25 protein-coding genes and 1 other annotated feature (1 of these 26 only partly in view) are annotated in these 23814 nt (G+C 30.8%); all 25 genes read right to left on the bottom strand.

Annotated elements, in window-relative coordinates:
* Positions 1-78: a binding site (T-box leader), on the bottom strand; it reaches 140 nt to the left of the window's first position.
* Between the two features lie 32 nt (positions 79-110).
* The 25 genes from hemZ to BLV37_RS09840 all read right to left on the bottom strand — a co-directional run bounded on the left by hemZ (position 111) and on the right by BLV37_RS09840 (position 23658).
* Positions 111-1595 (bottom strand): coproporphyrinogen dehydrogenase HemZ, encoded by a 1485-nt coding sequence (gene hemZ / locus BLV37_RS09960; RefSeq protein ID WP_091730798.1) that lies wholly within the window; start codon positions 1593-1595, stop codon positions 111-113.
* A 2-nt stretch (positions 1596-1597) separates the two neighbouring features.
* The gene (locus BLV37_RS09955) at positions 1598-1780 is read right to left on the bottom strand and encodes a hypothetical protein (protein WP_091730795.1); all 183 of its coding nucleotides are present in this window, start codon (positions 1778-1780) and stop codon (positions 1598-1600) included.
* Between the two features lie 63 nt (positions 1781-1843).
* Positions 1844-2467 (bottom strand): MBL fold metallo-hydrolase, encoded by a 624-nt coding sequence (locus BLV37_RS09950; protein WP_091730791.1) that lies wholly within the window; start codon positions 2465-2467, stop codon positions 1844-1846.
* A gap of 14 nt (positions 2468-2481) precedes the next feature.
* On the bottom strand, positions 2482-2931 hold the full coding sequence (dtd, locus tag BLV37_RS09945) for a D-aminoacyl-tRNA deacylase (RefSeq protein ID WP_091730789.1): 450 nt from the start codon (positions 2929-2931) through the stop codon (positions 2482-2484).
* 13 nt (positions 2932-2944) lie between these two features.
* Positions 2945-5107 (bottom strand): RelA/SpoT family protein, encoded by a 2163-nt coding sequence (locus tag BLV37_RS09940; protein ID WP_091730786.1) that lies wholly within the window; start codon positions 5105-5107, stop codon positions 2945-2947.
* Between the two features lie 163 nt (positions 5108-5270).
* Entirely contained in the window at positions 5271-5786 is a 516-nt protein-coding gene (locus BLV37_RS09935; protein ID WP_091730783.1) for an adenine phosphoribosyltransferase, read from the bottom strand.
* A gap of 13 nt (positions 5787-5799) precedes the next feature.
* Positions 5800-8316, bottom strand: coding sequence for a single-stranded-DNA-specific exonuclease RecJ (recJ, locus tag BLV37_RS09930; RefSeq protein WP_091730764.1), 2517 nt, complete (start codon positions 8314-8316; stop codon positions 5800-5802).
* Between the two features lie 73 nt (positions 8317-8389).
* Positions 8390-8785: a LapA family protein gene (locus BLV37_RS09925; protein ID WP_091730761.1), complete on the bottom strand. Its 396-nt coding sequence runs from the start codon at positions 8783-8785 to the stop codon at positions 8390-8392.
* 146 nt (positions 8786-8931) lie between these two features.
* Complete coding sequence (secF, locus tag BLV37_RS09920) at positions 8932-9819, bottom strand: protein translocase subunit SecF (protein WP_091730759.1); 888 nt, start codon at positions 9817-9819, stop codon at positions 8932-8934.
* Positions 9820-9832: 13 nt separating this feature from the next.
* Complete coding sequence (secD, locus tag BLV37_RS09915; protein ID WP_091730756.1) at positions 9833-11098, bottom strand: protein translocase subunit SecD; 1266 nt, start codon at positions 11096-11098, stop codon at positions 9833-9835.
* Between the two features lie 76 nt (positions 11099-11174).
* Positions 11175-11678 (bottom strand): gamma carbonic anhydrase family protein, encoded by a 504-nt coding sequence (locus tag BLV37_RS09910; RefSeq protein ID WP_091730753.1) that lies wholly within the window; start codon positions 11676-11678, stop codon positions 11175-11177.
* An 11-nt stretch (positions 11679-11689) separates the two neighbouring features.
* The gene (gene scfB / locus BLV37_RS09905) at positions 11690-13039 is read right to left on the bottom strand and encodes a thioether cross-link-forming SCIFF peptide maturase (RefSeq protein WP_176967945.1); all 1350 of its coding nucleotides are present in this window, start codon (positions 13037-13039) and stop codon (positions 11690-11692) included.
* Positions 13040-13144: 105 nt separating this feature from the next.
* Positions 13145-13282, bottom strand: a complete 138-nt coding sequence (scfA, locus tag BLV37_RS09900) for a six-cysteine ranthipeptide SCIFF (RefSeq protein WP_091730748.1) — start codon at positions 13280-13282, stop codon at positions 13145-13147.
* 75 nt (positions 13283-13357) lie between these two features.
* On the bottom strand, positions 13358-13747 hold the full coding sequence (locus BLV37_RS09895; protein ID WP_091730745.1) for a TIGR04086 family membrane protein: 390 nt from the start codon (positions 13745-13747) through the stop codon (positions 13358-13360).
* Positions 13748-13886: 139 nt separating this feature from the next.
* Positions 13887-14213, bottom strand: coding sequence for a preprotein translocase subunit YajC (yajC, locus tag BLV37_RS09890; protein WP_280140136.1), 327 nt, complete (start codon positions 14211-14213; stop codon positions 13887-13889).
* A gap of 58 nt (positions 14214-14271) precedes the next feature.
* Entirely contained in the window at positions 14272-15390 is a 1119-nt protein-coding gene (tgt, locus tag BLV37_RS09885) for a tRNA guanosine(34) transglycosylase Tgt (RefSeq protein WP_091730744.1), read from the bottom strand.
* Positions 15391-15435: 45 nt separating this feature from the next.
* Positions 15436-16461: a tRNA preQ1(34) S-adenosylmethionine ribosyltransferase-isomerase QueA gene (gene queA / locus BLV37_RS09880; RefSeq protein ID WP_091730742.1), complete on the bottom strand. Its 1026-nt coding sequence runs from the start codon at positions 16459-16461 to the stop codon at positions 15436-15438.
* Between the two features lie 12 nt (positions 16462-16473).
* Positions 16474-18120 (bottom strand): SpoIID/LytB domain-containing protein, encoded by a 1647-nt coding sequence (locus BLV37_RS09875; protein WP_091730738.1) that lies wholly within the window; start codon positions 18118-18120, stop codon positions 16474-16476.
* Positions 18121-18148: 28 nt separating this feature from the next.
* Positions 18149-19159: a Holliday junction branch migration DNA helicase RuvB gene (gene ruvB / locus BLV37_RS09870; protein ID WP_091730736.1), complete on the bottom strand. Its 1011-nt coding sequence runs from the start codon at positions 19157-19159 to the stop codon at positions 18149-18151.
* An 18-nt stretch (positions 19160-19177) separates the two neighbouring features.
* Positions 19178-19765: a Holliday junction branch migration protein RuvA gene (ruvA, locus tag BLV37_RS09865; RefSeq protein WP_091730734.1), complete on the bottom strand. Its 588-nt coding sequence runs from the start codon at positions 19763-19765 to the stop codon at positions 19178-19180.
* Between the two features lie 11 nt (positions 19766-19776).
* The gene (gene ruvC / locus BLV37_RS09860; protein ID WP_091730731.1) at positions 19777-20271 is read right to left on the bottom strand and encodes a crossover junction endodeoxyribonuclease RuvC; all 495 of its coding nucleotides are present in this window, start codon (positions 20269-20271) and stop codon (positions 19777-19779) included.
* 264 nt (positions 20272-20535) lie between these two features.
* The gene (locus tag BLV37_RS09855; protein ID WP_091730728.1) at positions 20536-21162 is read right to left on the bottom strand and encodes a BofC C-terminal domain-containing protein; all 627 of its coding nucleotides are present in this window, start codon (positions 21160-21162) and stop codon (positions 20536-20538) included.
* 103 nt (positions 21163-21265) lie between these two features.
* Positions 21266-21901, bottom strand: coding sequence for a CBS domain-containing protein (locus tag BLV37_RS09850; RefSeq protein ID WP_091730725.1), 636 nt, complete (start codon positions 21899-21901; stop codon positions 21266-21268).
* Between the two features lie 139 nt (positions 21902-22040).
* Entirely contained in the window at positions 22041-22775 is a 735-nt protein-coding gene (locus tag BLV37_RS09845; RefSeq protein WP_091730723.1) for a hypothetical protein, read from the bottom strand.
* 139 nt (positions 22776-22914) lie between these two features.
* Positions 22915-23658, bottom strand: a complete 744-nt coding sequence (locus tag BLV37_RS09840) for a YebC/PmpR family DNA-binding transcriptional regulator (protein WP_091730720.1) — start codon at positions 23656-23658, stop codon at positions 22915-22917.
* Positions 23659-23814 lie beyond the last annotated feature (156 nt).

The raw sequence follows: 23814 nt of genomic DNA, 5'->3' as shown, positions 1-23814 counted from the left end.
ATATTAGTATCGATTTCCACCAGCATCGACTCTCTATAACTAATTGATTTAACTACTCTTTCCATTCACAGTATTTATATATTGTTTATTATTATAATTTAAGTAAATATTTATGTCAATGCTTTTATATACTTTTCTTTTCTCCGTATCATTTCTTCAGTTCTAGATAAATATTCTCTTAAATCTTTTAAATTTGGTACTCTCTCTATTCTATTTTCCTTTGGAAAATAAAACTTAGATACTCCTCCTGCCCCTACTGCAATAATTGTTTGTTTTTCTTCCATTATTAAAATATTATATATGCATTCTTTACCAGCCTTAGAATACCCTATATTCTCAAAATTTCCTAATATTTGTTTTTGCCTATACATATAATAAGGATACATTCCCATTTTATCTGCATAGTCTCTAGTAATATACAACATTTCTTCAATAGTACTCTGTGCCGCTAGTGAATACTCCTGTAAATTTTCTTTTAATCTTGAGCTTCTCTTTATTGCCATAGTATGAACTGTAAGGTTTTCTGGATTTAATTTTATTATTTCCTTCATAGTTGCTTCTACCTCTTTAGGCCCTTCTTCGGGTAAACCAACTATAATATCCATGTTAACAGTATTAAATCCAATCTTTTTAGCTAATTTAAAGGCGTCTATAATTTCCTTTGATGTATGTTTTCTCCCTATTAGAGATAATGTCTTATCCCACATGGTTTGGGGATTTATGCTTATTCGTCTTATATTATTTTCTCTAAGCATTATAAGCATTTCTTTATTGATAGTATCTGGTCTGCCTGCTTCCACCGTAAATTCTCTAATATTATTTTCTCCAAAAATATCTTGAATTTTATTAATTATTCTTTGAAGATTTTGTATAGGCAAGGAGGTTGGTGTTCCTCCCCCAATATATACTGTATCAATCATACTATTTTTTAGAAGCTTACTTGTTTCATTTATTTCATATATGAGCCTATCAGTATATATATCTATTAAGTTACTGTACTTACTTATTGGATTTGATAAAAATGAACAATATAAACATTTTGTAGGACAAAATGGAATATTAACATATAAGCTAAATCTGTTATATTCATTGAAATCTACAACATTTCTTTCTACTGTAGCAATATGAAGTATAAGGCTTGCTTTTTCTTCACTTAGCTTGTATTCATTTGTTAAAATATTTATTATGTGATTGCTTTTAATATTTTTGTCTAACAATTCATGGACTATTTTTGTAGGCCTAATGCCAGTAAGAATACCCCAGGGAACCTTTATAGTATTAATCTTAGATAATGCATTATAAATTGACTGCTTAATAGCAATTTTATATATTTTAATATTATCATTATCTTTAATATCTATTTTGCTTATATCATCTATGACATTATTAGTAATAGTTTCACCATATTGAAGGACCCTGGTTACAACTGAGGTCTTATCCAAGGTATCAGATAATAGGCTAACTATCAAAAGGCTTTGATTGTCAATCAAAGCCTTGTTCTCAATAAATTTTATTTCTGTATTAAAGTAAAATACTTTAATTAACTCACTTACTTCATATCTATAATCATGACCTTCTAAATAAACATAAATCATTTTCATTCCCCTTGTGTTTCTACATCATATTCACTGCATAAATTAGACAAATGAGCTTTGGGAATTCTTAACTCATTAGCTAACTCCTCGTCACTTAGTCCTATTTCCTTTAATCTAATTATATCTAGAGAATTTATATCCCTTAATAAATCAACATCTTTGTTACTATATTTAAATGTTTTCATATGAAACCTCCCAAAGTTATTTGTTATTATTGTTTCTCTTATCTTTGAGAGTATTCTTATGTTTTATTTTCTTACAAAAGGGTTAGTTCTTTTCTCTGCATTTATTGTAGTAGCAGGTCCATGTCCTGGCAAAATAATGGTCTCATCGTCATATATCAATATTTTATCATTAATTGAATCAATAATAGTATCATATGAGCCCCCATAAAGGTCAGTTCTGCCTATTGAACCTTGAAACAATGTATCTCCTGTAAGTATATAATTATCTACCTTTAAGCATATTCCACCTATTGTATGTCCAGGAGTATGAATTACCTTTATATTTAAATTACCTACTTTTATTACATCACCATCTTTTAAAAGCCTATCTAGCTTTATACTTATCTTATCCATATACATTGTAGAAGAAAGGTTTAGCTTAGGATCGTTTAACATTTCTTCTTCTTTTTCATGAGCATAAACTGGGCACTTAATTTCTTTTAAAAAACCCGGTACTCCTGCTATGTGGTCTCCATGACCATGAGTTAAAACAATACAGTTAATTTTAAAGCCTTCCCTTTTAGATTTTTTAATTATCTCTTCTGGTTCGCCACCTAAATCTACAATCATAGCTTCTTTAGTATCTTCGCATATTATTATATAACAATTTGCCCCATATACTCCTAATGGTAATCTTTCAACAATCATTGATTAACAACCTCCTAAAAATCTTTCTTGCTATCAATTATTATGGTTACGGGCCCATCATTTATTAAGGATACATCCATATGCTCTCCAAAGACACCGGTTTTAACATTTATATCATAGGTTCTGCATTTTTCTACAAATTTTAAATACATTTCATTAGCTATTTGAGCTGGTGCTGCATTCATAAAATTTGGTCTTTTCCCTTTTTTCAGGTCCCCAAATAGTGTAAATTGCGATACTACAAGTAGCTCTCCCTTAACATCTAACAAGGAAAGATTCATCTTATCATTTTTATCTTCAAATATCCTAAGATTAACTATCTTATCACATAAATACTCCATATCCTTGTCTGTATCATCGTGCCCAACACCTAATAATACTAGAAGTCCTTTATTGATTATACTTACCATTTCTTCGTTTACTCTAACATTGGCTGTTGAAACTCTTTGTACGACTGCTCTCATGTATATCTCCCTTCTAAGTTATCACCCTGTATACATCCATTACTCCTTCGAGTCTTTTTATTTTTCTCATTAGTTCTTTTAATTGATCTATATCTTTAATCTCAAGTATCATGTTAATTAGCGCTGTCTTTTCCTTATTAGTCCTCGCATTAAGAGATGTTACTGTTAATTGCATGTTTGTAAGCAACTGTGTAATTTCTGTTAATAATCCTGATCTATCTGTGGCTTTTATTTGTATTTCAGCTTGATAAGAGGTTTTCTTATCATCATCCCATTCTACTTCAATAAATCGCTCTTGTATTTCTAAACTTTGAGCATTTGGACAATCCTTTCTATGAACTGACACTCCTCTTCCTCTAGTTATATATCCCACAATTTCATCTCCAGGTACGGGACTACAACACTTTGAAAATCTTACTTTAATATTATCTACTCCTTTTACAGATATACCTTGAGTTGGCTTGTAATCTTTTCTAATAGGTGTAGATATTTGTTTAGCAATTAATTCCTTTTCATCAATTTTCTGTTTATAATATTCTTTATAGTATTCTTTTAGCTTGCTTAGTACTTGGTTTATAGTTATGCTCCCATATCCAATTGCAGCAAATAAATCATCTATATTATTTAAGCTTACCTTCTTGGCGATAGATCTTAGCCAATCCTCTTTCAATAGTTCTGTTAATTTGTACCCTTGTCTTTTTGCTTCTTTTTCTAATAGCTCTTTACCTTTATTAATATTTGCTTCTCTGCCCTCTTTTTTAAACCACTGTCTTATTTTACTTTTAGCTTGGCTGCTTCTTACTATTTTTAACCAGTCTCTACTTGGCCCACTACTATTGGACGAAGTTAATATTTCAATGATATTTCCATTTTTCAATTTAAAATCTAAAGGAACTATTCTACTATCTACCTTTGCACCTACACAGCTATTTCCTACTCCAGTGTGTACTCTGTATGCAAAATCAAGCGGGGTAGAGCCTGCTGGTAAGCTTATTACATCACCCTTAGGAGTAAATACAAAAACTTCATCAGTAAATAAATCTATTTTCAATGATTCCATAAATTCCTTTGAATCTTTTAATTCTTTTTGCCACTCAAAAAGCTGTCTTAGCCATGTAAGCTTATTTTCAAAGCCATCAGTTTTAGTAATACCTTCTTTATATTTCCAGTGTGCAGCAATACCGTACTCAGCAGTTCTATGCATCTCCCATGTACGAATTTGTATTTCAAAAGGCTCTCCCTGTGGACCTATTACTGTTGTATGCAAGGATTGGTACATGTTTGGCTTAGGCATAGCAATATAGTCCTTAAACCTGCCTGGTATTGGTTTCCATAGAGTATGTACAATACCTAAAGCACCATAGCAATCCTTTACTGAGTCTACAATCACTCTTATGGCTGTTAAATCAAAAATCTGCTCAAATAATTTGTTCTGATAAACCATTTTTTTATATATGCTATAAAAGCTCTTAGGTCTTCCACTTATATCGCTTTCTATTTCCATTTCATCTAATTTAATTTTTAGTATTTCAATTACATTTTTGATATATGCTTCCCTTTCTCTTCGTTTTTTTGATACTTTTTCAACTAAATCATAGTATCCTTCTGGATCAATGTACCTTAGAGAAAGATCCTCTAACTCCCATTTGATTGTTGAAATACCTAGTCTATGAGCTATAGGAGCATATATTTCTAAAGTTTCTAATGCTTTTTCCTTCTTTTTTGCATCCGACATATATTCTAAAGTTCTAATATTGTGAAGCCTATCAGCTAATTTTATGATAATTACTCTAATATCTTTTGACATAGCAATTACCATTTTTCTCAGGTTTTCAGCTTGGTTTTCTTGCTTCGTTCTATATTTTAATTTTTTTAATTTAGTTACTCCATCAACTAGATTAGTGACCTCCTCACCAAACTCCTTAGACAATGCTTCATATGTTACGTCAGTATCTTCAAGGACATCATGCAATAGCCCAGCAGCGATTGTAGAGGTATCCATGCTAAGCTCTGCCAGAATCATGGCAACATTAAATGGATGGACAAAAAATCTCTCACCGGAGTTTCTAAGTTGTCCAGCATGTGCAGATTCAGCAAAATTATATGCTTTTATTATTAAATCTAAGTCTCCATGAGGATTGTAATCTTCGATCTTGGCAATTAAGTTTTCTAACAATTCTCTCAACCTCTCACTAAAGTCTAGTTGTGTCTAAAATTATATAAATATAGTATACCAGATTCAAACCTTTACTGAAACAGTTTGGCTAAAAATAAATTGTACTATTTTTACAAAAACAGCCCAAAATATGGGCTGTATATTATTTAAGTATTTGAAAGTGCTATTGGAATTTAACTATTGAAAACACATCATAATCTTGAAGAACACCTTTACCATTGATGTCTTCTAATTCAATAAAGAAACCAACTGACACCACAACGCCACCTAACTGCTCTATCATTTTACATGTAGATAGTGCTGTTCCACCTGTTGCAAGTAGGTCATCGATTACAGCCACTCTTTGTCCTTTTGTTATTGCATCTTTATGCATTTCAAGTTTGTCTGTTCCATATTCTAACTCATATTCAAAGCTAATAGTATCTGAAGGTAGTTTCCCAGGTTTCCTAACAGGTACAAAGCCAACTCCTAGCTCATAAGCAAGAGGCGCACCTATTAAAAATCCACGTGCTTCAGGACCTACTATTACATCTATGTTTTTATTCCTTAATTGTTCTGCCATTTGCAGAATACATTCGCGAAAGGCTTCTTTATCTTTTAATACTGTTGTAATATCTCTAAAATTGATGCCTTCTTTAGGAAAGTCTTTAATACTTCTGATTTTACCTTTAAAATCCATTTTTCTTCCTCCTCTAATTTAAAGATTTTATGTTTTTTTGAAAACTAATTACCTCATTAGCCGCCCTGTAAAGAGCATCGTAAATGGGTACGCTAGTAATATTAATTTTTTCATTAGGCGAATTGAGCATTTTTACAAAAATATAACTATCTTTAATTATATAATCAACTAATTTTGCTTCTTTTAATATTCTTAAAATAGCATTAAATCTAAAACTACTAATATGTATATTAGCTCTACTTCTTAAGGAAAACAAGTAACTATCTTCTTTAATCCTAAGAACTTTTTCTTTTCTAGAAATAAATGATTTATATACTAACCTAATCTCATTAATCTCAGGTGTTATGTCTTTAATAAAGCTTTTATTTTTATTAAAATCTTCTTCCACTATTAAAGCTTGTAGTTTAGCTTGTTTAAAAGTTTTTGTAATATTTATAAAATAATCTCTGTTAAAGCACAAATCATATATAATTACATTTTTATATTTCTCCTTATCTATTTGACTTAATGCTGGAACTACAATTATATCACATGGCTTGTATCCTCTAGATAAATTATAAGATATATTTATGTTTCTCACAAAATCTCTGCCTTGATGCTGCATTATGTTAAGTAACCCGGCTAAGTTAAATATATTGTTTATGATAACTAAAATATTATTTTCCTTGTTTAAAGCTTCTATTACATATTTTTTTCTATCTTCTTCATTTATATAATGTAACATATCATTGCTTATATTGAAATCCGTGGATTCATTACATGATTGTCTAATTATTGGCAGTATGGAATCTAAATAATTAATAGAGCTAGTGAGCTTCTCTTCATATGATGTAACAATATCTTTTATTAATAGCTGAACACTTTTCTGCCCTAAATAATCATTTATACTAATCGTTACAACTAAGTCAATTTGTTGGCCAATTTTAATAATATTAGCATAGCTACCATAATTAAATCCAACACAATCTACAGAATAGCCCTCTTTTTCAATAATAAGCTTTAAATGTCTTTCGTCTTTACCAATGGATCTGACTGATTTAACAGTAGCACTATTGAATAGAAAAATTGGACTAGGATTATCTATTCCAAAAGGCTCGAGTGATTTTAGCTCATTAGCAGTATCTATAGAAATATCTTCTATATCAATCAAAGAATCAACTACAGTTTCAGGTATAAAATCAACTTCTTCCAATTCTTCCTCTGCAATTTCATTTATTCTTTTTCTAAACTCTTGAATATTTTGCTTTTTTATCGTAAGACCTGCTGCTTGCTTATGCCCTCCAAATCCAACAAATAATTCCTTACATTTGCTTAAGTTTTCATATAAATCAAAATTCGAAATACTCCTTGCAGAGCCTCTCCCCTCATCATCTTCCAATGAAAGTAGAATACTTGGTCTATGATATTTTTCTGTTAGCCTAGAAGACACAATACCTATAACTCCACTATGCCAATTTTCTGAAGCTAGTACAAGTATTTTATCTTTTTCTAAGTCTAATTCCTCATATATTAACTTTTCAGCCTCCTCTAAAATCTTAGCTTCGATTTCTTGTCTTTTGACATTCTCCTTGTCTAGGATTTTAGCCAAATCTAAGGCTTCTTCATAGGTATTAGAAGTAAAAAGTTCTACTCCATACCTTGCCATTCCTATTCTACCTGCAGCATTGATTCTAGGCCCTATAATGAATCCAATATGTCCGCTTGTAACTTCCTTATTCAGGAGATCAGTAACTTCTAATAAAGCCTTGATACCCAAATTTTGGGTTTGCTTTATCATACTAAGGCCGTTTTTGACAATAATTCTATTTTCTCCAGTTAGAGAAACTACATCCGCAATAGTACCTATTGCAACAATAGGTACTATATTTACATAATCTATTCCTGTATTTAATTCTGATGCTAAGGCCTGTACAAGCTTAAAAGCTACCCCTACTCCAGCTAACTTATTAAAAGGATACTGACTATCTAATCTATTAGGATTAACAACAGCAATTGCGTCTGGTAATATTGACTCACAGGTATGATGGTCCGTTATTATAAGATCTAAACCAATGCCCTTACAATGTTCTGCTACATCAAAAGATTTTATGCCGCAATCAACGGTGATTACCAGTTGTCCACCTTTGCTTTTTATATAATCCATGGCCTCAATATTAAGACCATACCCTTCAGTCATGCGATCCGGAATGTAAAAGTATATATTTTTAGTTAATGCTTTCAGGTAAATAATAAGTATTGATGTACTAGTAACTCCATCTACATCATAATCTCCATATATCCAAATATTTTCGTTATTATGTATTGCCTCGACAATCCTCTTTACTGCTACATTCATGTCGCTTAATAGGAAAGGGTCTAATAAATCTTTAATATCAGGATTTAAAAAGGCTTGAGCATAATCTATACTTGTTATTCCCCTGTTTATCATTACTTTTGAAGTTAATCTAGTGATATTAAGCTTTTTACTTAACTCATCTATAATAATATTATCCTTTTCAGCAATTTTGACTAGACTTTCGAATTTTATCATTTGCTTCACCCACTAAAAAGAAAATACATTTCAATTATATCCTATACTTAAATACTGTTCAATAAGCAAAATGTTATACATTCTCTTCAGTGTTATTTTCTCCTTCAGTGTTAGAAATTCCATCTTGTTCTTTCATAATTTCTTTAGCTTCATTTAGATTCTCATAGCTTTCCATAGTTTTACCCTCTTTCAATATATGGATTTCATTTTCAAGAGACTGTTTATCGCTGTTAAGAGAATTTATTAGCTTTCCTTGTTCTTTTAGTTTCATAGTTAATTTTACTTGTCGTACTAGTCCAAGAAAAGCTACTATTACAGCTCCCAGAGCTGCTGAAACAAAAATTACTATTGCTTGAGATACTTGGACTTTAGCAAAAATAAAGTCAATATTAACACTTCCACCATTTTTAAGTGCGAAAACTGCAACTATAATGGCAAAAAATAAAGATATTATAAATCCAGCTTGCATTTTAATACCTCCTGAAATTAAGTATATTTCTTTATATTTTATTGCTTTTCATTTCTTATGTATATATATTACCATGATAACATTAATTTTAACAAGAATTATCCTTTGCAAAACAATAATATAAAAAAACTGCCTTTAGGCAGTTTTTACATTCTATGAGGATTTACTTTGTCTTTTTCTTTAAACTTAGTTTTTAGAATATACCAAACAGGGCTTGCAATAAATATTGAGGAATAAGTTCCTGCAACAATACCAACAATTAGAGGAAAAGCAAAATCTTTAATTGCATCTACACCTAATATATAAAGAGTAACTATTGCAAGCAATGTAGTAAATGAAGTGTTAATTGTCCTAGTTATTGTTTGAACTATGCTAGAATTAATAACATCTTCATAGCTATTCTTTTTCATTAATTTCAAGTTTTCACGAATCCTATCAAAAACAACTATTGTATCATTTATAGAATAACCCACTATTGTTAGAATAGCTGCAACAAAAGAACTATCTAAAGGAATATTGAAAAGTGCATAAACAGCTATGACAATTAATACATCATGAATTAAAGCTATAATAGCGGCTAAGCCAAATTTAACTTCAAATCTAAGTGTAATATATATTAGCATCCCTAAAGTTGCAATAATTATTGACAACCAAGCCTTTCTTTGAATTTCACTGCCTATAGCAGGTCCAAACTTCTGAGATTGTATTAGGGCATCATTTTCAAGACCGTATTCTTCCTTAAACATTGCAAAAATTTCATTTCTTTCTTTATTGTCAAAATCTAAAGTCGATTTAATTATTACCTCATCTTTATTTGTGCCAGCATGGATAATACTTGCTTTTGTGTCAAAAGTATCGGTTATTCTCCTAACTTCTTCAACTGGAACAGACTTTCCTAAGCTGATTTGCATTAAAGTTCCACCTGTAAAATCTAAGCCATAGTTTAAGCCTGTGGAAAGTCCAAAGCCTAAGCCTATTATAATAACTAATGCAGATATTATAAAAAATATATTTTTTCTTTTAATAAAGTTCATAACATTTCCCCCCTTAAGCACCATAAAGCTTCGTATTTTTTACTAAATTTGTTCCTATGAAGGTTTTCAATAAGAATTTTGTAATAAAAATTGCTGTAATCATTGATGAAGCAATCCCAATAATCAGAGTAACTCCAAAACCTTTAATTGGACCTGCTCCAAAATAAAATAGAACAAAACCAGCAATAAGGGTTGTAATGTTAGCATCTAAAACACTTGATAACGCTCTTTTGAATCCACTATCTACTGAAGCTCTAAGAGTCTTTCCTGTTTTAAGTTCTTCTTTAATTCTTTCGAAGATAACTACATTTGCATCTACTGCCATTCCAATAGAAAGAATTAGCCCAGCAATGCCAGGTAAAGTTAATTTTACCCCTAAGATTATCATTATACCTAATACTATTAGAACATATATTGTTAAACTAATATCTGCTATTAATCCTGGTATTCTATAGACTATAAGCATAAATAAAAATATAAGAGCTAAACCAATTGCGCCTGCCTGTATACTTCTATCTAAGGATTCAAGCCCAAGTGTAGGTCCAATAATAGATGTTCTAACTTCTTTTAGCTCAACTGGTAATGCACCTGCTCTAATTAAGGTTGCAAGTTCACTTGCACTTTGAATGTCAAAACCACCTTCAATAACTGCTCTTCCATCTCTTATAGTAGCTCTCACAACAGGACTTGAAATAATCTGATCGTCTAGCACTATAAAAATGATCTTATCCTGGTCAGCAGTCTTTTCCGCCAATCTTGAAGTAGCTTCTGCAAAGCTATCTGCTCCCTCTTTATCAAACTCTAAAGAAACAACAGGTTCTTCAGCACCAGTGCTTCCTCTTTGAAATGAAACTTCTGACTTTTTTACGTTTTTTCCTGTTACCACTACATTCCCTTCTGCATCAATGAACTGAAGTTGTGCTGTTTTACCAATCATATCAATAGCTTGCTGAGTATCGTTTAATCCTGCAAGCTCGATTCCTATTCTTTTGTTACCTTCTTTTACTAAATTTGGCTCAGATACGCCTAGTCCATCTACTCTCTGTCTTATTATTGCCATTGCTTGTTCCATTTTTTTATCTAGCTCTGCACCTGTTTCATCTGTTTGAGCTTCTAACAATACATAGACTCCTCCTGCTAAGTCAAGCCCTAGCCCTACTTGGTCCCTTGCAGTTTGAATCTTAATCTTTCCTAGGTCCATACCATTTATAGCGCCATAAGCTACTACTCCTACTAGTACAATTATTAATATAAAAACAGTTGTATTCTTAAGGTTCATAATGTTTCCCCCTTCTTTCTTCATAAAATTTATTATACAACCTCTACTACTTTTAAGTCAATAATAACAATATTCATCATTTTTTGTGTTTTTCTGCATATCTCACATAATCTATTGCAGATTGTTTTAGTTGTTCAATTTCTTCACTTGTTAAGCTTCTAGCTACTTTAGCAGGAGAGCCTAAAACTAAAGATCCTGATGGAATTATTTTACCAGGAGTTACTATGCTACCTGCTCCAATTAGTACATTGTCTTCTATCTTAGCACCATCTAGGATAATAGCCCCCATGCCTACAAGTACATTGTTCCCGATTTTACAAGCATGAACTATAGCCTTATGACCTACTGTTACATAATCTCCTATTTCAGTATTTAAATCCTCTGTAATATGAATAACTGATCCATCTTGAATATTTGTAAACTTACCAATTGATATGGAGTTCTCATCTCCTCTTAAAACGCAATTATACCATATACTAGTATGTTCACCTATGTTTATATTTCCAATTACTTCTGCACTTTCAGCAATAAAACAACTTTCATGGATATTAGGTGTTGCTCCTTGGTATTCAATTATCATTTAATATCCTCCTATTTAATATTAGCAGCCACTGATAAGGCACACTCTATTCTTTTCTTCTCCATTTCACATCCAATTGAATAAGGTATAGTTATGTCATTATTAAAATTATATGCATTAGCATGGCAACCACCACTACAATAATATCTTGCCCAACAGCTCTTGCAATCTTCTTTTGAATATACATTTGCATTTTTAAAACTATCCCTAATATCTTTCTTAATGATACCTGTATCTACATCCCCCATCTTAAATTCTTCATCTCCTACAAACTGATGACAAGGGTATAAATCTCCTTCTGGTGTTACTGCTAAATATTCTACTCCTGCACCACAACCTACTACTCTTTTAATGAAGCAGGGTCCATGGTTTAAATCTATCATAAAATGGAAAAAACTAAAACCCTTTCCTTCCTTATTAAGCTTAATATATTCTTTTGATAATTCTTCATATTCTCTTAGGATATCTGATAAATGTTCTTCTAATATTGCATAATCTTCTTCAGGCTTAGCCACTACAGGCTCAACAGAAATACTATTGAATCCCTCTTTGTATAAATTAATCACATCTTTCCCAAAGTCTAAATTGTTTCTAGTAAATGTACCTCTCACATAATATGATTTATTGTCTCTTAGCCTAACAAACTCTAAAAACTTTGGCATTATAACATCATAGCTTCCATACCCATTAATTGTGGGTCTCATATAATCATTGACTTCTTTCCTACCATCTAAACTTAAGACTACATTGTCCATATTTTCATTTATGAATTTCATATTTTCTTTATCTAAAAGAACTCCGTTTGTAGTTATGGTGAATCTAAAAACCTTATTATGTTTTTTCTCTAGCTCTCTTCCATAAGCAACCAATTGTTTTACTACATCAAAGTTCATTAAAGGCTCTCCGCCAAAAAAGTCAACCTCCAAGTTTCTTCTATTGCCAGAATTTCGAACTAAAAAATCTAGTGCTTTTTTCCCTACTTCAAATGGCATAAGAAGCCTGTCCCCATGGAAATCTCCTTGAGATGCAAAGCAGTACTTACATCTTAAGTTACAATCGTGAGCCACATGTAAGCATAATGCTTTAACAATGTTATCTTTATTATATTCAATATCACTAAGGCTCCCTTCTACACTTAATAATAGCCCATTATTAACTAATTCTTGGATTTCGTTATAAGCTTCCATTATTGAATTTTCTTCATATTTAGGCTTTAAAATATTTATAATTGCATTTAATTCATTGTCCTCAAACAAATCAATAATATCCCATACCAAATCATCTACTACATGAACTGAACCACTATTAATATCTAGGATAATTTTTCTATCATTCAGTTCAAATTTATGTGTTTTAGCCATAATTAGCCTCCCTAATTTTCCAAAATAATATATCTACATTGTTATACACAATCTAAATAAAATTAAAAAGCAGTGGTTGCCCACTACTTTTTATGTAACAACAACTTATTTTTCACAGGTTTGATTACCTACTGTACAAGAAGTTTTACATGCTGATTGACAAGAAGTTTGACACTCCCCACATCCATGATTAACAATGGTGTTTTTTAAGTTATGTCCACTGATTGTTTTGATGTGTTTCATATACAATGCCCCCTTAAAAGTATCTATTATAATTTCCACATAAATTATAACACAAAAATACTGTTAAATAAAGGTTTATTTTATGTTAATACCTATCATCCCACCTATAGTACCAATAACCAATGCTATCATTCCCTTTAAAAAGGTATATTTATCTAAAGTAAAATCCTTTATGAATATTACACTTAGAAGAAAAATTATTAGAAAATACGTAACACCTATTAGACCACCACTTATCCAGCCATTTCTGTATGCCTTTCTTGAAGTAAAAATAGAACCTGTTGTAATTCCTAAAATCATAATTATTGAGTTAATTAATGGAATTAATTCCTCTGAAAGCTTTGAATAAGTTAATAAAATTGTAAATAATAACATCAATATAATAGTAACTATTAAACCTAAAATAGTTCCTTTAATAATGTCTATAATATATCCTGAACTGTTTAGTTTCTTATTATAAACCATAATTTCACCTCCTGTATCCTTAATCAATATTTATGCTAGAGGTGTAATTTTATTACAAAAAACAAAAAAGATCCTCTTAGTTATTTTCAGTAATTTAACCAAGAAAATCTTTTCATACTATTTTTTGAAGAATTATAATCTACTCTTCTGTTGTTTCTGAAGGGCTTTGAACATTACCTATTGCCCATTTTGTAATATTAAACCTTGTTTTGTCAGCTCCTACTTCAATTGTTACCACTTCGTCTTTAATTTTAACAATTTTACCATAGATTCCACCAATAGTTAGTATTTCATCTCCTACCTTAGCACTATTTCTCATTTCTTTGATTTGCTTATCCTTTTTTTGCTGAGGTCTTATAAGAAATAAATAAAATACTCCTAAAAATAATAGTGGTACCAACATTGCTGAAAATATACTTTTACTACCTTGTGCAGCAACTTCTCCAAACAGTAAAAATTCTTGCAAAGACAGTCCCTCCTTTCCTTTCTTTATTATTCTACATTATTAATATAAATCCTTTATTTTATTTAATATAACCATATTTTTTATAGAATTCTTCCCTATATTGTAATAGCCTATCCTCTTTAATAGCCTCTCTAATATTTTCCATCAATTTTATGAGAAAATATAAATTATGTATAGTAGCTAGTCTAGAACCTAATATTTCGTTCACATTAAAAAGATGTCTTATGTAAGCTCGAGAATAATTTTTACAAGTATAGCAATCACATTCTGGATCAAGACTAGTGAAATCTCTAGAGTATGTTGCATTTCTTATTACAAGCTTTCCTTGACTAGTAAGAACAGTTCCATTTCTAGCTATTCTTGTAGGTAGTACACAGTCTGCCATATCTATACCTCGTATAACTGCTTCGAATAAATAATCTGGGCTTCCTACACCCATCAGATATCTAGGTTTTTCTTTAGGTAATAGTGGTACAGTATAATCTAGCATCTCACACATTAGATCTGCAGGCTCTCCTACGCTTAAACCTCCTACTGCATATCCTGGAAAATCTAAATCTATAATTTCCTTTGCACTTTGTTCTCTTAAGTCCCTATACATACCACCTTGGATAATACCAAACAACGCTTGAGTATCTGGGTTTGCATTTGCATCTTTACATCTTTTTGCCCATCTAGTAGTTCTCTCTAGTGATTTTTTTACATAATCCCAATCACTTGGATAGGGTGCACATTCATCAAAAGCCATAATAATATCTGAACCTAAGGAGTTTTGAATCTGAATAGATTTCTCTGGGCTAATAAAATGTTTCGAACCATCAATATGAGATCTAAATTCAACTCCTTCCTCAGTTATTTTTCTTAAATCACCAAGACTAAATACTTGAAAACCCCCACTATCTGTAAGAATAGGTCTATCCCAGTTCATAAATTTATGTAAGCCTCCTGCTTCTTCAATAAGTTCATGACCTGGCTTCAAATATAAATGATAAGTATTTCCTAAAATTATCTGGGCACCTAAATCTTTAAGCTCTTCAGGTGTCATAGCTTTTACAGTAGCTCTAGTACCTACAGGCATAAATATTGGTGTTTCTATAACTCCATGTGGAGTATATATTTTCCCTAATCTAGCCTTTGAATCCCTGTCTTCCTTTATTAATTCATATCTAAATACCATTGCTGCCTCCCAATATTAGATTAGTATTTCTATAGTTTATTAATTTTACTTAATAAACATGGCATCTCCAAAGCTAAAAAATCTATATCCTTGCTTTACTGCTTCTTCGTATGCTTGTAAAACATTTTCTCTGCTAGCTAATGCACTTACTAACATGATAAGAGTAGATTCCGGCAAATGAAAATTAGTAATTAATCTATCTACTACTTTAAATCTATATCCTGGATGAATAAAAATATTAGTCCAACCTTGTTTTGAATTTAATCTACCATCTTCGTCACTTGCGGATTCGATGGTTCTTACTGAAGTAGTACCCACTGCTACAATCCTGCCTCCAGCTTCTTTTGTGTTATTTATAATGTTAGCTGTGTATTCGTCTATTTCATAAAATTCTGAGTGCATTGTATGTTCTTCAATATTATCAACCTTTACAGGTCTAAAGGTTCCTAAGCCAACATGTAATGTGATATATGCAATATTAACTCCCTTTTCCTTTATTTTATGAAGAAGGGACTCTGTAAAATGAAGTCCTGCCGTAGGTGCTGCTGCTGAACCTTCTTTCTTAGCATATACTGTTTGATATCTTTCTCTGTCCTCTAATTTTTCTTTTATATAAGGAGGCAGAGGCATTTCCCCAAGCTTATCTAAAATCTCTTCAAATATACCCTTATATTTAAACTCTATTACTCTTGTACCACCATCTTTAATTTCTAATATTTCACCTTTCATTATACCTTCACCAAAATTAAATATGGCTCCTGGTTTTGCTTTTTTACCTGGCTTTACTAATGTTTCCCACTTGTCTTTGTCTATTCTCCTTAGCAATAAAAATTCTACGCTGCTTTTAGTATCTTCTCTATGTCCGTATAATCTTGCAGGAATAACTCTAGTATTATTTAAGACAAGGCAATCTCCAGGGTTTAAATACTGGATTATGTCAGAAAAAAATCTGTGTTCTATTACACCAGTTTCTTTATCTAAAATTAATAATCTAGAGCCTTCTCTGTTTTCTATTGGGGTTTGTGCTATAAGCTTTTCTGGTAAATCAAAATAAAAATCTTCTTTTTTCAATTTTATCATCCTTTACTTAACTATTGCTCCAGTGTAATAGTATTCTAATATATCTATATAGCTATATCCAAGCTCAGCCATTTTTTTAGCACCCCATTGACTCATTCCTACTCCATGTCCCCATCCTCTTCCATTGAAAACATATTTTCCATAGCTGTTAGCTATATTATTATTTTCTATGCTGGATACTTCATTGGAAGAAACTCCATCGGTTATTACAATATTTTTTGTAAGAGAACTAGAATCAATACTATATAGTCCATTAACTGACATTACACTAAGGTTATTCAATGTCTGCTTTTTAACTTCTCCATTATTAATATTAAAGATATAAATATCCTTTATGGTTATTTTCCCACTTTCACCTTGAAGCATTACTTCAAACCATGTACTCTTTATATTAGTAGTTCCAAATATTTGTCTTGTTCTTTCTTTTTTTAGTATCTCGCTTCTCAAAACCCCTTTAATTAACAACTCTTGTACTCTTCCATTTTGAGAAGTAGAAACAACTTCAATTGAAGTAATATCACCTAAATCTATTCCTATTTCTAGCAATCTTTCTCTTACTTCTTCCTTGCTAATTACAAATTGCCAGGAATCATAGGGTGAGCCTAAAGAAAAATCATCTGCTACTCCCCTAAGATATGGAACGCTTTCGCTCCATATATTTTCACTGCTTTCAGTATTTCCTCCACTAGAAGCATGATAATATGTATTCACTAGCTTATCATTATAAGTTAGTATCCTGCCAATAGTTTCATCTACGGCTCTATTAGTCATAATATGTTCAACATCATACCCTCCATATACTTGGCAATGCTGAGTATTGCATAGATTATATCCTTCATTACTATGTTTGTTCATGTTTAATAAGGTGTAGTTTTTAGCTGCAATAGCTTGGGCCTTTAGTGCCTCTAATGGCCATCCTGGGTACATTTCCTTTGGTACAACCCCATACAAATAATGTTGTATTTCAATATTGTTAATAACTGTAACTTCATTATCCTTTATAAAAAAGGTAATAAAATCTCTGTAGTTATTATTCCCAACCTTTACTAATCCTTCATACTGATTTAGAGAAGAAAGATGTATATTATCGTTTATGCTAAACATTAGTATTATTTCATTGTTGCCATTTGATAATACAATCCTATTTATATTATCATTAATAATACTTGCAGAGCCATTAAAATTGTTTGCATAATTTGTTGCTTCCTCTATTGCCATATTTTCATATAATAGCTGGCCTATCCATATTTCAAAAGCTCCTTCATTATAGGAAACAAACGCATCTATTTCTAAACTCCTTAGCTTATTAGCTTCATTAAAAGCATCCTCATATGAATAAAAAATTTTATCAGTCTTTACGTGAATAGGTCCAACTGTAGCTAAATAAGTATCGTTTGTTTTTATATATTCTCCATATGAATTTGTATAATACCCATCTAATCTAGCAGTTAGCCTTCTATCATTTATGTTAAAAAGTGTGTAGAACCCCTTGTCCCATAGGCCTATCTGAAATCCATCACTACTAAGATTTACAATAGGACTGGACTGAACTTTAACCTTTACATACTCATTTTCGTACGCAAACACATGGTTAGATATAGTAAAAGACATAAGCAAAGCTAAAATAATCGGCAATAGATTTTTCTTCAAAATAAGCCCTCCTGTTTTTTATAGTCTTTTAATCTCCTTTGCATTCTATCCCAAAGTAATCATAGCATCTTTTTGTAACAACTCTTCCCCTAGGTGTTCTGTTTAAAAATCCTAATTGTAAAAGATAAGGCTCATAAACATCTTCTATAGTAGTACGTTCCTCCCCAGTAGAGGCAGCTAATGTATCTAAACCAACTGGTCCGCCTTCAAAATTATTTATTATTGTCAATATTAGCTTTTTATCTATATTATCTAGTCCAAGGGGGTCGACTTCTAAAAGCTTTAATGCTTTATCTGCTACTTCTTTTGTTATATCTCCATCTTCAACTACCTCAGCATAATCTCTTACTCTTTTTAACAATCTATTAGCTATTCTCGGTGTACCTCTAGATCTTTTTGCTATCTCTTCAGACCCTTCTTGGTCAATTTTAACACCTAAAATAGAAGCTGACCTAATAACTATTTTTTTTAAACTTTCTACATCATATAATTCTAGTCTACACATTACTCCGAATCTATCTCTTAAAGGCGAGGTTAATAATCCTGCTCTAGTCGTTGCACCTATGAGAGTAAATTTAGAAAGATCTAATCGTATTGACCTTGCGCTAGGTCCTTTTCCAATAATTATATCAAGAGCATAGTCCTCCATAGCAGGATACAAAACCTCCTCTACACTTCGATTTAATCTATGTATCTCATCTATAAATAAAACATCATTCTCAGAAAGATTAGTTAATATGGCTGCTAAATCTCCTGGTCTTTCTATAGCTGGACCAGAGGTAATCCTTATATTTACTCCCATCTCATTTGATATTATATTGGCAAGTGTTGTTTTTCCTAGTCCAGGAGGACCATATAGCAACACATGATCTAAGGGTTCATTTCTTCCCTTAGCGGCTTTAATAAATATGTCTAGCTTTTGCTTTACCTTATATTGACCAATATATTCATCTAAAGATCTAGGCCTTAGGGTTAATTCAACATCCTCATCTTCTTCTCTTAAATCTCTAGTTACAATTCTATTATCTATTTCATCCATTTTATCAAAATCCTTTCTTTACTTTGATAATTTCCTTAAAGCAAGCTTTATTATATCTTCTGTCTTTTTATCTTTTATATCAATAACAGATAAGGCTTTAAATATTTCATTTCTAGTATATCCAAGAGAATTTAATGCTACAATAACTTCCTCAGTTTCGTCAATAGGAACTGTAGCATTGCTCCCTTCATCATACATAATATTATCACCAATTTTGTCTTTGAGTTCAAGTATAATCCTTTCAGCAGTTTTTTTCCCTACCCCAGGCGCCCTAGAGAGAGCTTTAGTATCGCCACTCATTATGGATATTTTAATATTTGATGGATTCATAGCAGATAGAATTCCTATGCCAACCTTAGGCCCTATTTTAGTTACAGTAATTAACAGCTTAAACATTTCTAGCTCTTCTTTTGAAGTAAATCCATAAAGGCTCATAACATCCTCTCTAACGACTAAGTGTGTATATATTTTTCTATTAAGAGTATTTTGTCCGATATTCATTATAGAATTTTTAGATGTATATATTATATATCCTATGCCATTGTTCTCTATAACAATATTGTCTTCATTAATCTCTTCAATATCTCCGATTATGTATTGGTACAATCAAATCACCTCTATTTCATTTTAAACATATCGCTAAAGTTACCCGAGTGTGCATGACAGATTGCAACAGCAAGTGCATCTGCAACATCATCAGGCTTTGGTATTTTTTCCAGGTTTAAAAGTATCTTCACCATTTCTTGAATCTGCCTTTTATCTGCTCTTCCATAGCCTACAACCCCTTGCTTTACTTGTAGAGGAGTATATTCATAAACCTCTATTCCTTTATTTACTGCTGCTAAAATTTGTGCTCCTCGGGCTTGTCCAATTATGATAGCAGTTTTTGCATTCTTGTTAAAAAAAAGCTCCTCTATAGCTAAAGCATCAGGCTTATACTTGTCTAAAAGTTCAGTAAGCTCATCATAAACAATTTTCAATCTTTCAGGAAAAGTATATTCATTTGACGTCTGTATAGCACCATAATCTATTACATTAAACTTATTTCCCTTATACTCTAGAACCCCATATCCTACTATGGCAATTCCTGGGTCTACACCAAATATTATCATATCCTCAGCTCCAATCCTTATACAAACATATATTCGATATTAAAATTATAAATCCTTTAGTTATTTATTCTATCACAAATATCTATGGTTGTAGACAAAGATTTACTTGTTAGTTACTGAAAAATTTCAATCATAATAGTAAATAATGTTATTCTAAAAAATAGTAGTTTTTGACTTTAAAATAGTATTAAGTAAATTATTTAACCAGAAAAAAATAATAGAAATAAGCTTTCTATTATTTTAATCATTATGGTCTTAACTCTATTAGCTTATATAGTTTTCAAGGATATCTGATAATTCTTCTTTATTGTCTGTTACAATTCCTCTTTTTATTTTTTCTTGATCTATCTCTTTCAATAGAGATATTGGTGCATCATTGTACACTTTTTCTAGTATTCTCTCTCCATATTCATTAATTCTAAATACAGCAATTTTTCCGTTTTTTTCTCCTATTACATAATGATTCTGACATAAATGATTCTTCTCTATAAACAGGGTTATCTTGTTATGAGAAAAAAGTTCTACTTTCCATTTTGGATGATTATTAATAATGAAACCTTCAAACCTTTCTTTAGTCATATTTATCATATTTTGTTCTGGAAGCCTAGTTTCTATTATTTCATGATTGCATTCAGTATATAGAACTTTATACTCTATGAAAGTATTAGGTCCTATAATTTCCTCATCAGACCCAGTTTCGTGTTCTCTCAAACGGTTTAAATCATCTATTTCTTGTTCTTGAACAATATTAGGTTTGTTTTCTAATTCCTCTACTTGAGGAATTGGCTTCTTATTAGCATGATTTAAGCCTATATAGTACCCTGAAAATATACTAATAGCTGTCAATCCAAATAAAAGCACTATAGCTGAGATTAATGATATTCTTCTCATAATATTCCTCCTACATTATCTCTCTTCATATTTTTCCCAAAAACAAAAAAAATATACATTCTAGTTTAAGATAATGTAGTGAAAAACCTGCATCTAGTGCAGGTTATTTGTTTACTTCGGATACTTTAAATCCAGCTTTTTCAATTTTTTCAATTAAACCATCTACTTCTTTTGTATCAACCCTCAATACTACTTTATATACATCCATAACCTTAGCATCCATTACCGCAAAGTTTGCAATGTTTACATTAGCTTTTCTTATAGTTTCTGTAAGCTTAGCAATTTGCCCAGGAATATCAAACACATTTATTACTATTCTTGTACCCTCATTAAGTCCAAATATTTCAGAGAAAGCATTGAATATAGAACTGTGTGTCAATATTCCTCTAAAAACACCCTTGTCATTTAATACTGGAAGAAATGGAATTCTAAATTCATTCAATAAATATGATGCATTTTCAATAAAATCATTTTCTTTTATTGTTTTAAGATTAGATGTTCTACATAAATCTTTTACTTTGGTTTCATTTAGATATTTTTCCTTATCTGTGTATCCTTCTTCAAAATAATGTCTAAATATTTTTTCTTTCATTAAAATACCTATGAATTTTTCCCCATCTAGTACCGGCAACGATAAAAAATCTCCCTTAGTAATCTTGTCTAAAGCACTACTTATGTTTTCTTCTCCCTGAAGCATTATTAGCTTATCTTTTGATAGCATATGGTTCTTAACATACATGAGTACTCCCCCCTTATTAAGCATATATTAAAAAAATTTAATATATTATCATATTCAACAATTATTTTGTAAATCCTTCTATAAATCATATATTTTTTCAGTTAACTTAATAAATTTGTTTCATATGATATCAATATGTTTAATAATACATACCCAATACTTTATCGTTTACTGCATACCAAAAAGCTTCTTTATATATAATTTTCATTTTCTTTATTAAAGAATTTACAATAGATAAGTATACTTTATCTATTTCTTCATCTCGTAAATTATACTTGTCTTCACCGAGCTTTATGTCATAAAATTCAAAATTCATGCGTATTTGTTTATCTATATATTTATCTAATTCAATAATCTTTTTTTTGATTATCTTATTAGAGAATGTATATACTAAAGTTTCTATATATCTATCTTTTCTTTCTTTAATATCTAATTCTTTTTTGCATTTCTTTTTTAATTCATTCATAGTCTTATTAGAGGTATCAAAATGAAACAAATGAGTTTTTTGATATAGTTTTTCAAAACCATATAGCTCTAATGCTTTGTTTTCTATAATATTTGTCCATTTCTTGCTGCTAAAGCCATGCTTATAACCTTCTAAGCAAAAGCAAAGCTCTAGTCTATTAATATCCTCATGTATGGCTATACTTAAATTCTGTGAAATAATATCTCGATCTTCTCTATTTGCTAGAACATACTTGATTTTTCTTTTTATATCACTTTTACTCATATAGCTAGGACTTATGCTAGATATATTTTCCTCTATGTCATATAAAGCTAGAAGGATATATATAGAGTTAATATCGTTGCTGAATAAGAACTTATCTCTTAAGCCTTTATACATGTCTCGAGTTTTTACTGATGTGGCTTCCATATGACAACCCTCCCACTAGCAATTATTACCACAAAGATGATAGTTATAACATTTATGGAACTATTTTTATTTAGAGTACAAAAACACCCTCTATATTATTTAACGACATATGAGAGTGTTTTTGTATAATCTTTTATTCCTATATATCTAAATCTTCTGGCATGTCCCAGTTGTGATATATCTCTTGAACGTCATCATTATCTTCTAAGGTGTCTATCATTTTAACCATATTTTTTAGATCTTTTTCATCAGTTAATTTTATTTCGTTTTGAGGAAGATATGTTATTTCTGCAGTTGAAAAAATATATCCTGATTCTTTTAATGTATTCTTCACTTTTTCAAATTCTTCTGTATCAGTGATTATTTCATAATATTCTTCCTCAGCACTAAAGTCCTCAGCTCCAGCATCAATAGCTTCCAGCATTAATTGTTCTTCATCTATACTATCTACCTTTTCTATAATAAGCAAGCCTTTTCTATCAAACATCCATGATACACAGCCTGTGGAGCCTAAATTACCACCAAATTTATCAAATGCATATCTTACATCTGCAGCAGTTCTGTTTCTATTATCTGTTAAGCATTTTACAATTACTGCTATTCCAGAAGGACCATAGCCTTCATAAGTTATCTCTTCGAAGTTAGCATCTCCAAGTTCACCTGCACCTTTTTTAATTGCCCTTTCTATGTTATCGTTAGGCATGTTATGAGATTTTGCTTTATCTATCATAGCTGCAAGAGCAGAATTAAATGCAGGATCTGGCCCACCTTCTCTAACTGATACCGCAATAGCTCTAGCATACTTTGTAAATATTTGAGCTCTCTTAGAGTCCTGTTTTCCTTTCCTATTCTTAATATTAGCCCATTTTGAATGTCCTGCCATTTTTTTTACCTCCTTAGTTATTAACATTTATATTTTAACATAAAGATAGTAGTCTATCAATTTTCTTTATATAAGAAAAGCTTCTATGGATGCATAAAATTAAGGAGGCTTTTCTTGAAAATCATATACGTAAAGTTCAAAATAAAAAAGAAAAAA

The sequence above is a fragment of the Proteiniborus ethanoligenes genome, from assembly GCF_900107485.1.
In the GTDB taxonomy this organism is placed as follows: domain Bacteria; phylum Bacillota; class Clostridia; order Tissierellales; family Proteiniboraceae; genus Proteiniborus; species Proteiniborus ethanoligenes.
Note: the sequence above shows the minus strand (reverse complement) of the source record. Positions and strands in the feature narration are given on the sequence as shown.